The sequence below is a fragment of the Streptococcus oralis genome, from assembly GCF_003942875.1.
Taxonomy (GTDB): Bacteria; Bacillota; Bacilli; order Lactobacillales; family Streptococcaceae; genus Streptococcus; species Streptococcus oralis_BX.
Genome location: NZ_RMVK01000006.1, coordinates 50,839 through 63,984, shown reverse-complemented (window position 1 = coordinate 63,984; position 13,146 = coordinate 50,839). Strand labels below are relative to the sequence as shown.

Genomic DNA, 13,146 nt, shown 5'->3' with positions numbered 1-13,146 from the left:
ACCTTATTTATCTTTCATCAAATCTAGCAAACGATCTTCCATCAGCTTGGCAACGTGCTGGTCTCGACAAATAACCAATAAGGTATTAGCACCAGCAACCGTTCCTAAAATCCATTCATCCTTGTTTGCATCTACAATGTTTGCTAAGACTGCAGCTTCCCCAAGTTTGGTATGAAGTACCAAGGTGAACTCAGCTCTTGCAACTCCTTCTAAATGATGAGACAAAAACTCAACTAAATCAATCTTATCTGTCTCATTTGCTAGTACATAATACACCATATCATTTTTCTTAACCTTGGTCAAGCCGATTTCACGCAAATCACGCGATAAAGTCGTTTGTGTCACATAAACATTACGAGCTTCTAAACGATCTTGAATCTCTTTTTGTGTCCCAAGTTTTTCTTCGGTGATCATCTTTTTAATCAATTGATGCCGTTCTCTTTTTCTCATATTATCCTCTTAAGTGAATATTTATAACAAGTTTTACATTTATTTTATAACTATATTATACCAAAAAAACTAGATAATTCAAAAAAATTCTTTTCTTTCTCAAAAAATGTAGTAAATTGTGTTAAAATAGTAAAAAAGCCCAAAAGGAGCCCTTATGAATACAAAAGAATTGATTGCTAGCGAGTTGGCTAGCGTCATTGATAGCCTGGATCAAGAGGCTATTTTAAATTTACTGGAAACACCTAAAAACTCAGAAATGGGAGACATCGCCTTCCCTGCCTTTTCTCTAGCAAAGGTCGAGCGTAAAGCTCCTCAAATGATTGCAACAGATATTGCTGAAAAAATCAATAGTCAAGCCTTTGAAAAGGTTGTCGCAACAGGACCTTACGTCAACTTTTTCCTTGATAAATCTGCTATTTCGGCTCAGGTATTACAGGATGTTATCACTGAAAAAGAGCACTATGCCGACCAAACCATTGGCAAACAAGAAAATATCGTTATCGACATGTCTAGTCCTAATATCGCTAAACCATTTTCTATTGGTCACCTGCGCTCAACGGTTATCGGAGATAGCTTGTCACATATTTTCCAAAAAATCGGCTATCAAACGGTCAAGGTCAACCATTTGGGAGACTGGGGCAAACAGTTTGGAATGTTAATCGTTGCCTACAAGAAATGGGGAAATGAGGAAGCCGTTAAAGCGCATCCAATCGATGAACTTCTTAAACTCTACGTTCGCATCAATGCTGAAGCTGAAAAAGACCCTAGCTTGGATGAAGAAGCACGCGAATGGTTCCGCAAACTGGAGAATGGAGACGAGGAAGCCCTCGCTCTCTGGCAATGGTTCCGTGATGAAAGTTTAGTGGAATTCAACCGCCTTTACAATGAACTGCAAGTCGAATTTGACAGCTACAACGGAGAAGCCTTCTACAACGATAAGATGGATGCTGTTGTAGATATTTTCGCTGAAAAAGGACTTCTTGTTGAGTCAGAAGGGGCTCAAGTTGTCAATCTTGAGAAATATGGAATTGAACATCCAGCCCTTATCAAAAAATCTGATGGTGCAACTCTCTATATCACACGTGACTTGGCTGCAGCCCTCTACCGTAAAAAGGAATACCAATTTGCAAAATCCATCTATGTTGTTGGTCAAGAGCAATCTGCCCACTTCAAACAACTCAAGGCAGTACTACAAGAGATGGGCTACGATTGGAGCCAAGACATTGTCCATGTTCCGTTTGGATTGGTAACAAAAGAAGGGAAAAAACTCTCTACTCGTAAAGGAAATGTCATCTTACTAGAGCCTACTATTGCAGAGGCTGTTAGTCGTGCCAAGGCCCAAATCGAAGCGAAAAATCCTGAGTTAGAAAATAAAGACCAGGTTGCCCACGCTGTTGGAGTTGGGGCTATCAAGTTCTATGATCTTAAGACCGACCGTACAAATGGATATGACTTCGACCTTGAAGCTATGGTATCCTTTGAAGGAGAAACTGGACCTTACGTTCAATACGCCTACGCTCGTATCCAATCTATCTTGCGCAAAGCCGATTTCAAACCAGATACAGCTAGCAACTATAGCCTGAATGATGCTGAAAGCTGGGAAATCATCAAGCTCATCCAAGACTTCCCACGTATTATCAATCGTGCAGCAGATAACTTTGAACCTTCTATCATTGCGAAATTTGCGATTGGTTTGGCTCAAGCATTTAACAAATATTATGCACATACACGTATCCTAGATGAAAGTCCTGAGCGCGACAGTCGTCTGGCCCTCAGCTACGCAACCGCAGTCGTCCTCAAAGAAGCTCTTCGTTTGCTCGGAGTAGAAGCGCCGGAGAAGATGTGATTCAGTACTAACAATTGGAACTAAAGTTCCTAATTGTTAGACGCTAGCCGCTATATGCGGACTAGCTAACTGCTTCACTAATTCACCTAACCAAATAATATCGATTTGGTTAGGCTCATGTCGTAATCTTTTAAATTACTTGAAAGCAATCTGAAAGATTGAGGCAAAATAACATTTATATTTTGTTCGGCCTTGCAGCTGTTCAATGAAATAATTTATTCACTTTTACTATTTCTTTATCACACTGGGAGATTCCTTATGAGCCAATATGCTTATATCCTCGTTGTACTTAGCTTGGTTTTCCTTTTTCTGCTCAATAAGTACGAGAAGGAAAGACTTCAAAGACTCTACCAAGAGCAACTCTTGAAGGACGAGACATTTAGGTCTGACATCAAAGAGAAAATTCACACGACTGAAAATATCAATGATGTCATTGCACATATCAATAAAACTTACCATCTGGGAATGTTGCTCTCAAAAGACGTTACAGATCAATTGAAATAATCAAAATCCGAGAAGCTTTCTTCTCGGACTTTTTTAGCCTTAACTATATTCTCCTTGGAGAAATTTCATCAGTACATGTAAAGTTTTCTGTAATTTTCTATATTTTTTCAAAATATTCTTGCATTTCCTTTAAGTTTTTTGTAGAATAGTAGCTATCTATTCAGATTATTCTGAAAATTCAAAAATAGGAGTGTTTATTATGTCACAAGTTACGTTATCAAATTAGTCAACCTGGGCAAGCAAACTAAAGGCAATGGGGCCAGGAATCCTAATGGCTTCTGCCGCCGTTGGAGGTTCTCATATCGTATCCTCCACTCAAGCTGGTGGTTCTTATGGTTGGTCACTACTCCTCTTGGTTATCTTGGCCAATGTTTTTAAATATCCATTTTTCCGTTTTGGTGCCGAATATACTGCCGACACTGGCAAGACCTTGGTAGAAGGCTACGCCGAAAAAGGGAAACTCTATCTCTGGATTTTCTTTGTCCTCAATGTCTTCTCTGCTATGGTTAATACAGCTGGAGTCGCTATCCTTTGCTCAGCTATCATCGCTAGCGCCTTCCCAATGATTGGTCTTAGTATCACTCAATGGTCCCTTATCCTTGTTGCAGTCATTTGGGCCATGCTACTCTTTGGTGGCTATAAACTATTGGATGGTATGGCAAAATGGATCATGTCTGCTTTGACCATTGCAACAGTTCTTGCAGTTATCATTGCAGCAATTAAGCATCCAGAATACAGCTCTGATTTTGTCGAAAAGACACCTTGGCAAATGGCGGCCCTCCCTTTCATCGTTTCCCTCTTAGGATGGATGCCTGCTCCTATTGAAATTTCAGCCATCAATTCACTCTGGTCTGCTGAAAAGAAAAAGACTGTCAACTTTAATACAGAGGACGCCCTTTTCGACTTTAACATTGGTTACATTGGAACTGCTATCCTAGCTGTATTCTTCGTGGCACTAGGAGCGCTTATTCAGTATCCTACAGGACAAGCAGTTGAAGCCGCTTCAGCCAAGTACATTTCTCAGTTTGTGGGTATGTATGCCTCTGTTCTTGGAGAATGGTCTCGTTATTTGATTACCTTTATCGCCTTTCTCTGTATCTTTGGAACGGTCATCACCGTTATCGATGGCTACTCTCGTGTCAATCAGGAATCGCTACGACTCTTGATTCGTCAAAAAGAGGATACTCGCAAATCTTTGAACATCTGGATGACCATTACCGCTATCATTGGTATCGTCATCATCAAGTTCTTTGCTGGACAAGTTTCCACCATGCTTCGCTTTGCCATGATCGGTTCTTTCCTGACAACACCATTCTTCGCTCTCTTGAACTATGTATTGGTGACACGTGAGAATAAAAATCTTCCTTCTTGGCTAAAACTCCTCGCTATCGCAGGATTGATTTTCCTCTTTGGCTTTGCTATTTTCTTTATCTATGCACTTGCCATCGGAAAAGCAGGATAGTTTACAAAATGGCACCCTTACAGGGTGCTTTTTGCATACTCAAAGGCAGTTGAAAATCTCAGCTGCCCCTCAGTACTACTTTATTTTTCTGTTTCTAACTCATACAAATCCGCAATAATTGCTGCGACTTTTTTAATATCTCCCAGCATACCACGCATTTCAAAGTCTGCTAGGACCGGGAAGCCAAAGCGCTGGCTATACTGCTTGGCTGTCAGGCAGTATTGATTGTTAAAATTGCGATTACCAGATCCCACTACCCCAAAACACTTACTAGCATTGTCTCCATAGGCGATAAAATCACCCACTGGAGTTGTCAGAATCTCAACATCGCCGTTGTCGACCCCATTCCCACCTTCTAAATAGGTGGGTAAAAAGGCGACATAAGGATGATCCATCTCAAAGAAATCTTTCCCTTCCTTGACCAAATCCTTGATATGGATCTTTTGGACCTCAATTCCTTCGTGCTGGGACAAGAGATAGTCCTTAAGTCGGGTTACAAAACTCTCTGTATTTCCGCTCAAACTGATATAAACTAAGGATATTTTTTTCATATTGACCTCGATTTTTATTTTTGGATAGTAAAAGAACTACCAAGATTGTAACTTGATAGTTCTCTTTTGTCAATACTTAGGCAACTTCCTCTGCTCCGGCTTCTTCAGCCAAATCTTTTTGTTGGCGCCACATCTTGTAAAAGACTAAGGCTAAAAAGAGAACATTGATAATGATGAACAAAATATTCGTTCCTTGTGCTAATGCTCCCATTCCTAAGCCGAGAGTAGTATCTTTGATTAATTGAACCGCATCTTGAACGTTCATATAGCTATAAACCAAACCAACAATCGCTAGTAGAACATAGCCAATATAAGCATAGTTTGCGAATTGCACATTTTTACGTAGGAGAAATACAAAGGCTACTACAACTAGAATTGCAGATAAGACAATCAACAACGTATTAAAAATAGAGTGTGATGACGCTGTTACTTGGTAAGTATAGTTGACTGTGTCTTCTAATTGCTGGGCAGTAAGCGTCCCGCTATTCGCCAGGCTCGCACGAAGCACATCTTTACTTGGCAATGGACTCAAGATTCCAAATAATGACATAGATGAAATGAGGGCTGATAGGACTAACAAGACCCAAAGATAAATAGGATTCTTTTTCATGTTTTCCTCCATAAGATATTTTGAACATTATAGCATTTTTTGTACAGGAATACAACTTTTACAAGCTGGTTTCAACTTGTTTCCGATAAGCTTTCGGTGATTTTCCGCACAATTTACGGAAAACCTTATAGAAATATCCAACATTACTATAGCCAACTGCATAGCAAATATCTTCGATACTATCACTGGTCGAAAGTAAGAGTTGCTGCGCTGCCTTAATTCGCTGTTTATTGAGCAATTCCGCAAAGGTTGAGTTGGTTTCCCTCTTGATCAGCTGACCGAGATAGACAGGATTGATAAAGAGATCCTTGCTAATATCCTTAAGTGAGAGCTCTTTCTGATAATCACGCCCAATCACCTCCAGAACGCTCACCACATTTTCATTCATGCGGTACTGGCCAAAGAACTTGGTCAAGGTTTCTTTGATATAGGCAACCAATTCTTCAAAGGTGTTAATGGCATGGATAGCTTTGACTATCTCGGTCATATCATCTGCTTTTAGGTGTTCAAACAAATGAAAGACATCCATGACAAACTGGGTGAAGAGCTGCTTCGTGATAGCCACGCGCGGGGTATTCTCCAAGACGACCTTCTCTAGCAAGGTTAATTCTTCGATGATTTGATTGATATTCCCTTGGATAATCACCCGATAAATCGGCTCGTAATAAGCAAACAAACTCTCGGATTTTTCTAGATTGACTGAACCGTAGAAAAGGGCTTTTTCAGCGTTAATCTTCCAATTCTCAAAGGACTGCTGGTAGGGTGCTTCAAATGGTGTCACGACGATGCCATCGAGCGGTTGATCAGAGATGAAAATCTGCCAGTCTTGCCCCAAAACATAGTAAGGAATGGTAAAAGAACCCTGCTTTTCCTTGGATAGACCAATCCACCAGCTGTCTTTACCTGACAGGTAGTTCGTAAATCCTGTCTCATCCAATTCTTGACTGAGGGTCTGACTTTGCTCCACCTTTTCCTGAAGCTGTTGCGCAATTTTTTCTAATAAATTGCCCAACTCCACCTTGTCTACTGGCTTGACCAGATAATCCACGACACTAAGGTTCATGGCTTTTTTAACGTACTCAAACTCCTGATAACCAGACAGCAAGATATAATAGGTATCTGGAAGTAGCTCTTTCATTTCCCTAATCATCTCAAGTCCGGTCTTATCTGGCATGTTGACATCGGAAATGACCACATCTACTGGATTTTTCTTAATATAGTCCAAAGCATCATCTGCGTGATTAGCTGTTGCGACGACTTGCATATCCCATTTTTCAAAGGGGATTAATCGCTTGAGCCCCTCTGTCACCATGTACTCATCGTCTACTAATAAAACTTTATACATTTCTACCCTTTCTATTCATCCTGGATGATGATATGGTAACGAACACCTTCTTGCTCAGCTGACTCTACACTGATTTGGTAGCGATCCCCAAAGTAGAGAACAAAGCGTTCGTGTACATTTACTATTCCAATTGATTGCCGCTCTCCACTATAGCTTGCTTCGTGTTCAAAACTTCGCTGAGTTAATTTTTCTTGCAAGGCAGCTAGTTTCTCAGCGGACATTCCCCGACCATTATCTACTACTAGGATTTCAACGAATCCTTGGCCCTTCAAGGCTTTGATACTGATGACATTATCTGTTCTGCGATGGTCAACACCATGGGCAAAGTAGTTTTCTACTAATGGTTGGAGTGTAAATTTTGGAATTCTCATTTCTTCCAATTCTGGTGCAATCTTGAAACCATAGGCAATGGATTTAGGATAACGCACCATACAGAGATAGCTATATTTTCGGCAAAATTCCAACTCCTGCTTCAAGGTCGTTTCCCGCTCGTCGGAGATATTGTTGCGTAACAAGCTACTAAATTCATAGATAATATCTGCCAGTTCATCCTGACTTTGCATGACGGCATACATCCGTAAAAACTCCAAAGTATTGTACATAAAGTGAGGATTGATTTGAGCCTGTAGGGCTCGCATATTGGCATCCTTTTGGCTGAGCTCTAGCTGATAGATATCGTGAATATTTTTTTCCAGGCGATCCAACATATCATTGGTTGTTTCTGCAATGAGAAGCAACTCTTGGTCTTTTTCAGAGGTATCGATTCGAAGGCCTTCTTCCCCTTGAGCAATCACCTCGATCGAATCTACTAGGTCTACGACCTGCTTTTGGTAATTTGAAAAAGTCTGTCTAAGGGTCACGTACAAAATAATGATAAAGAGAATACTTAGCCCAATAATGACAGCTGAACTCGTCAAAGTTCCTGTAAGAACAAAATTTTTAGGAACAGCAACTCGAACCTGATAACCGTGAGAGGTGACACCTACAAACCAGTTTTCTCGCTCGGCTGAGACCTTCTCCCCAATATGGAACATCTCAGTCTCAAAAGGCGAAGTTACTGTTACAGCCATTGGGATATGACCCCGAGTATTGTCAATAGCGCCATGTAAAACATCTGGGGATAGGGAGATATAGATCACTCCTAAATCCTTGTCAGACACAGGATCGGAAACAGGAATGGCAAAACTATTGGCTGTTGGCTTAAAATCCTCCGCAGGAATTTTCTCTCCACTGCGTTTTTCTCTAGTCGAAACATAGACTTCCTTGTAGTCCTGAAGAACAATAGCCACTCCAGTCACAAAATCATTCCGAACATAGAGGTCATCAATATTTTCATACAGGGAAACAGAGATATAAGGCGAAGTTTTACGCTCTAATTGCCAATAGAAATAGTCTGGTGTGCTGAGACTGAAATACTTGTAAATTCCTTCGATACGGGCCTGATTTTCAACCAAAGACTGAGCAAGTTGGGTTGACTCTCTGTGATAGTATTCCACTTCACTCACTGTCCGAGTGGTCACACGTTCTGCAACCCGTTGGGCCTCTTTCTCACGTGAATCCCAGTCAGCATACGATAGCATAATCGCAAAACTGGCAATGACCACGATCATGACCAAACTATAAATCCGTAAAAGAGAGTGAAGCCAAAACTGCTTCATTCTATTTTGTCGCCAATTTTTCATGGATACTTTCATAAATAGGTTCCAACATATCACTGATAAAGAAATGCCACATTCCAATTCCTACAAAAAAAAGCAAGGCAGGCATATAATAACCAACTCCTACAAGGAGAGCAGACCCGAGTAAAACCTTGGCAATCGCAGGTAAGCTCATAAAAATCCCTATAAGGGACAGTTTCAAGGTATTTTGGTAGGATAAATCAAAGTACACCTGAAGTTTCAAGGAAACAGTATAGGCTAGAAAGACAAGAGCAACTACAAGGACATTGAGAAAGGTCGCCAAGAGGTGGAAAATCGTCTGGTGGGGCAATTGAACTAGAAGGTATAAACCATAAACTAGGACAAGATCCACAAACACAAAACTATAGAAAGCCAGATTACTCTTGACAAAATTGCTCTTATACAATTCCCAAGCTTCCTTCAAATGGTAGGCTCGATAGGTATAACCATGCTCCCCATACAAACTCATAAGAGTTGCACTAGCTGGTGCCAAACCAAATACCACTCCTCCTGCTAGTGTTAATAGCCAGAAATAAGCCGTCGCCATCATTCCCAAAAAGATACGATTAAAGACGAATTCTAGAAATTTTCCCATGCTACTCTCCTTAAACTAACGATGTAACTATTATATCATATTTCAAGCGTTTTCAAAAATATAGAACTCCCATTTACAATCCTCAAAAAGCGTGATACAATTGGTTTTGTTAATTCGCATCAAGGAGATTCTCATGAAGAAAAATATCTTAACCACCCTCTTGGCCACCGTCCTCTACTTTCTCTGTGTAGGGATTGGAGTCTTCCTAGGACACCTGGTCGATCAAACAGGCAATATGTTCTACGCACCTGCCTTTTCTGCCCTTGTCGGCGGCAGTGTCTATATGCTTCTTTTGACGAAGGTCCCTCGTTTTGGCGCTATCACCACTCTAGGACTTTTTATGGCACTTTTCTTCCTAGCTAGCAAGCATGGCGCTGGTGCCTTTCTCCCAGGACTCGCTTGTGGTCTTGCAGCAGATGCCATCGCTCGTCTCGGAAACTACAAAGACCGAATCAAAAACACCCTCTCCTTCCTCGTCTTTGCTTTTAGCACAAGTGGCCCTATCTTCCTCATGTGGATCCGTCCCAAAGCTTACGTGGCTACCTTACTTGCGCGTGGGAAATCCCAAGAATACATTGACCGTATCATGGTCGCTCCAGAGTTGGACAAAATCCTTCTCTTTGTTTCAAGCATCCTCCTAGGTGCCTTGATTGGGGCTGTGGTTGGGCAATTTCTAAGTCAAAAAATAGCTGATAAACTATAAGGTAAAAGCCCTGAAGACTAGCAATGCCTAGCTCCAGGACCTTTTTGTATACAATCTTAAAATTCACTATAGATAAATTCTTGAATATTCGAAAAATCGGTCACAAAACAGTAGATCACGATACTCAAGATGACCGTATAGAAAAATAGTGTCCACAAGATTAATCGATGAGTGTTAGTTAGCTTGGTTTGCAAATTTGTAAAGTTCTTTTTCAACTTCCATCCATCCTTTCACTCCAACGTGCATCACGTCAAATAAAAAGTAATCATCATACTCTCTGTTTCCATAGTTTAATACGGTTACACCATGGCTTTTTGCGACATCTTCTATTTTTTTATAAGTTTTTTCTCGCATCTCTCTTGAGACACCAGTGTAGTCATTCCATTTCCCGTTTACTGGGAAAATAATAACCTCAACTTCAATGCCCAATTCTTTGGCAACTGTCAAGAAGAGTTCCATATCTGAATATTCTGGTGACTCCAGATAGCTCAAATCTTTATTAGAATCTCTCAATGATGCATAGCGATCTTTTAAGTAAGTATTGTAGTAGTTATTATCAACAGCATAGTCATTATTGTCTGTTTTCTTTTTGACCTCTTCCACAAACTGATCCGTCATCTTCTGCCAATCATAGTCTGGGGTTTTGTCTCCTAGTAAAGGATAATCTGATTTGGCATGTTTTTGATAAAAAGTCTGTTTGAGCTTAAAGGAATACATCGCGTTCTCAAACTCTAATAGTTTTTTATCAACAATGGTTCCTTTTCCATCTATGAAATAACTTTTGTATTTTTTGTAGATGTCATTTTGTTGCTTGTTCCCCTTGGTAATCTCGATAATGCGATTGATTAGTTTTTCTTTCGTTTCTTTACTAATCTTGTCATTATCTAGCATGTGAAAAATATGTTCCTGAGAAGCCTTGTTCAAAAAGGCATCTTGATGAGTCCCATCTTTTTCAAACCACTGAACAGACTCTACTATAGCTACTTTTCGCTTGCTCATAGATCCTTCAATAGAGGCTAAAGTAGAGGCTTGAATGATATTTTGAGAATAACTGGTCCCAATCTGCATGATATTAAAATCGTTGTAGTTAAAAATTTTATTTGGATGATAGTCCTCATTTATCGTCGCAACCAACTCTGAGGAACCCATTAGAACTAGTGTATTGGGGGTGATATTGCTTGTTATAATATCTCTACTTTTATACTTTTCATACGAGGTGCTATAACGAATACTGTTATCCTTGACTTTATAATAATCATCAAGCTTCTTGACATACGTCACATTTAAAAGGGCAAGCGTCGCAATTACGAGCACAAGCGATAGTAAAAATGCTTTTAATTTAATCATCTCGTTTTATCCTATCCCTTCAATCTGGCCGATTTCTTTTCAATCTCTTATCTCTTTAAAATCGTCAGTAAGATTTTATAGGGTTCACCTGAAAAGATAAAGAAACCAATCATAACCAAATTCATGGTCACAAACCAACTTAGTAGCTTATACCAGTTCTTATTTTTATTTTTTTTATAAAAATTGCTTTTCTTTTGATACACTTCAAATCCAGCCATCAAGACACCATGATAAAAACCATAGACAATGTAACTAACACTAAGACCATGCCAAAAACCCATGACCAACATATTGACCATATAGGCATAGGTTGCATTGTGTAGTCTATTTTTAAACCATTTTTTCCTGATAACCTGCATCAATACTCTTGAAAATACAAAATCTCTCAACCAGGTCGACAAGGTGATATGCCATCTGGTCCAGAAATCTTTGATATCGACACTCAAGAAAGGTTTGTTAAAGTTCATCGGTGTCTGAATACCTAGAATATTACTACTTCCAACGGCCATTAGACTGTAGCCTGCAAAGTCAAAGAACAGATACAAGGTATAGAGGTACATATACTTGATTGAGTAAACGACTATGTCCGTATTATTTAGAGCGAGTAACATCTGGTAAACATAGGTTGATAAAACAATCTTGTAAAGGAGGCCTAGAACGATACGATACACACCGTCCCCTGCTAACTCTAGATACTCTTTTCGGGGCATGACCTCGTTCATCTCTTTTAAAAATCTCCTACTCCGATCAATTGGACCAGCACTAACTGTTGGGAAAAAGAGCAAAAACTGTAGATAATCTTTTGCACTGATTTTTTCTTTGATTAAGTCATCCGATATCTCTAGCATGATCTGAATGGTCTTAAAGGACATGTAAGAAATTCCAATAAAGGTCAACAAATGCAGAGAAGTCAGAGCAAAGACTTTATTGATCACCAAAGGAAGAATGGAAAGGAAAACCAGCGGTTTCAGCCGCTTTGCCTCTATCCGCTGCGCTAGAAAAACCAGAAAATACTGGTAAACGATAAAGGCGAGTAAATAGACAATCATCGCCCGGCTCTTACCATAGATAGCTCCTGCAAATAAGAGGGAGAGCGCCAAAATATAGTAGTCTTTACGTTTTTCAAAAAAATTTACCACAAAACCAATCAGTAAAACTACAAATAAGAGAAGGAAAAACTCATTCCCCTCGAAATAATTCATACCAGCCAAACTCCTTTACATTATCATCCCTTCTACAGCAAACTTTCTGATTTGCTAATTGGGGACCTTTGTTTATTATAGCATATTTCTAAAAAGAAGCTTTATCCTTCTTGCATTTCGGTGAGAAAACAAAAAGGAGTCGCGTTGAACTCCTTCCATTTATTTATGACTCAATTTCTTGGTCAAGAAATCTCCCAAGAACTGGATTGTAAAGATAATCAAAATGATAATAATGGTTGCCAAGATAGTCACATCGTGGTTGTAACGATTAAATCCATAGGCAATGGCTACGTTACCGATACCACCAGCACCAACCGCACCGGCCATAGCTGTTTCCCCAACAAGGGAAATCAAGGTCACAGTCGTCACACGAATCAAATCTGGAAGACCTTCTGATAGATAAACACCCACGATGTCCCAGAAGGTCGCTCCGCTCGCTTGAGCCGCCTCAATAACACCACCATCTAGTTCAGCCAAGACCACCTGCACCTGACGGGCAAAGAAGGCAAAGACTGCAAAAGAAAGGGGGACAAGGGCTGCATTTGGCCCGATACTTGTTTTGACAATCAAGTGAGACAGTGGCGACATGATTGCCAAGAGGATAATAAAGGGAACCGCACGGAAAATAGAGGTAATCTTGTCTAAAATCCAAAAGATAACCTTATTTTCCAAGACACCACCTGGCGCTGTCAAGACGAGGAAGAGACCTGCCACCAGCCCCAAGAATCCTCCGATAATGAAGGAAAGAACTGTCATATAAAGAGTTAGGTAGATAGCTGTTCCCCAGCCTGCCTGACCAGCCCAGCCCATCTTGTAGACATTTGGTAGATAAGTTTGAATCAACTCTGTCAT

At 40.1% G+C, this 13,146-nt stretch carries 13 protein-coding genes; 4 read left to right on the top strand and 9 right to left on the bottom strand.

Annotated features, from left to right (window positions below; genetic code table 11):
- Positions 1–3: 3 nt before the first annotated feature.
- Positions 4–450, bottom strand: coding sequence for an arginine repressor (argR, locus tag D8844_RS07530; RefSeq protein WP_001231483.1), 447 nt, complete (start codon positions 448–450; stop codon positions 4–6).
- A 154-nt stretch (positions 451–604) separates the two neighbouring features.
- On the opposite strand from argR, the gene argS reads away from it, so the two are divergent.
- The 3 genes from argS to D8844_RS07515 all read left to right on the top strand — a co-directional run bounded on the left by argS (position 605) and on the right by D8844_RS07515 (position 4,262).
- Complete coding sequence (gene argS, locus D8844_RS07525; protein ID WP_001092732.1) at positions 605–2,296, top strand: arginine--tRNA ligase; 1,692 nt, start codon at positions 605–607, stop codon at positions 2,294–2,296.
- Positions 2,297–2,554: 258 nt separating this feature from the next.
- On the top strand, positions 2,555–2,800 hold the full coding sequence (locus D8844_RS07520) for a hypothetical protein (protein ID WP_000084865.1): 246 nt from the start codon (positions 2,555–2,557) through the stop codon (positions 2,798–2,800).
- A gap of 253 nt (positions 2,801–3,053) precedes the next feature.
- Complete coding sequence (locus tag D8844_RS07515) at positions 3,054–4,262, top strand: NRAMP family divalent metal transporter (protein ID WP_002892871.1); 1,209 nt, start codon at positions 3,054–3,056, stop codon at positions 4,260–4,262.
- Between the two features lie 80 nt (positions 4,263–4,342).
- Here D8844_RS07515 and nrdI read toward each other — a convergent pair whose 3' ends face one another.
- From nrdI to D8844_RS07490, 5 genes are all read right to left on the bottom strand, one after another.
- Entirely contained in the window at positions 4,343–4,813 is a 471-nt protein-coding gene (gene nrdI / locus D8844_RS07510) for a class Ib ribonucleoside-diphosphate reductase assembly flavoprotein NrdI (RefSeq protein ID WP_000724234.1), read from the bottom strand.
- 76 nt (positions 4,814–4,889) lie between these two features.
- Positions 4,890–5,423 (bottom strand): ABC transporter permease, encoded by a 534-nt coding sequence (locus D8844_RS07505; RefSeq protein WP_000740037.1) that lies wholly within the window; start codon positions 5,421–5,423, stop codon positions 4,890–4,892.
- A gap of 58 nt (positions 5,424–5,481) precedes the next feature.
- The gene (locus D8844_RS07500) at positions 5,482–6,768 is read right to left on the bottom strand and encodes a response regulator transcription factor (protein WP_000278905.1); all 1,287 of its coding nucleotides are present in this window, start codon (positions 6,766–6,768) and stop codon (positions 5,482–5,484) included.
- An 11-nt stretch (positions 6,769–6,779) separates the two neighbouring features.
- Positions 6,780–8,450 (bottom strand): sensor histidine kinase, encoded by a 1,671-nt coding sequence (locus tag D8844_RS07495; RefSeq protein WP_002892866.1) that lies wholly within the window; start codon positions 8,448–8,450, stop codon positions 6,780–6,782.
- Positions 8,428–9,042, bottom strand: a complete 615-nt coding sequence (locus D8844_RS07490) for a YesL family protein (protein ID WP_000514467.1) — start codon at positions 9,040–9,042, stop codon at positions 8,428–8,430. Before D8844_RS07490 ends, D8844_RS07495 begins: the two co-directional genes overlap by 23 nt.
- A gap of 133 nt (positions 9,043–9,175) precedes the next feature.
- Between D8844_RS07490 and D8844_RS07485 the strand changes: the two genes are divergently transcribed.
- A complete protein-coding gene (locus D8844_RS07485; protein ID WP_000739515.1) occupies positions 9,176–9,745 on the top strand; it encodes an MptD family putative ECF transporter S component in 570 nt (189 codons plus the stop codon).
- Positions 9,746–9,919: 174 nt separating this feature from the next.
- Here D8844_RS07485 and dltD read toward each other — a convergent pair whose 3' ends face one another.
- The 3 genes from dltD to D8844_RS07470 all read right to left on the bottom strand — a co-directional run bounded on the left by dltD (position 9,920) and on the right by D8844_RS07470 (position 13,146).
- On the bottom strand, positions 9,920–11,092 hold the full coding sequence (gene dltD, locus D8844_RS07480; protein WP_000593516.1) for a D-alanyl-lipoteichoic acid biosynthesis protein DltD: 1,173 nt from the start codon (positions 11,090–11,092) through the stop codon (positions 9,920–9,922).
- Between the two features lie 47 nt (positions 11,093–11,139).
- Positions 11,140–12,294, bottom strand: coding sequence for a D-alanyl-lipoteichoic acid biosynthesis protein DltB (gene dltB, locus D8844_RS07475; RefSeq protein WP_125423108.1), 1,155 nt, complete (start codon positions 12,292–12,294; stop codon positions 11,140–11,142).
- A 159-nt stretch (positions 12,295–12,453) separates the two neighbouring features.
- Positions 12,454–13,146 carry a methionine ABC transporter permease gene (locus D8844_RS07470; protein ID WP_000137507.1) on the bottom strand — a complete coding sequence of 231 codons (693 nt, stop codon included), beginning with the start codon at positions 13,144–13,146 and terminating at the stop codon, positions 12,454–12,456.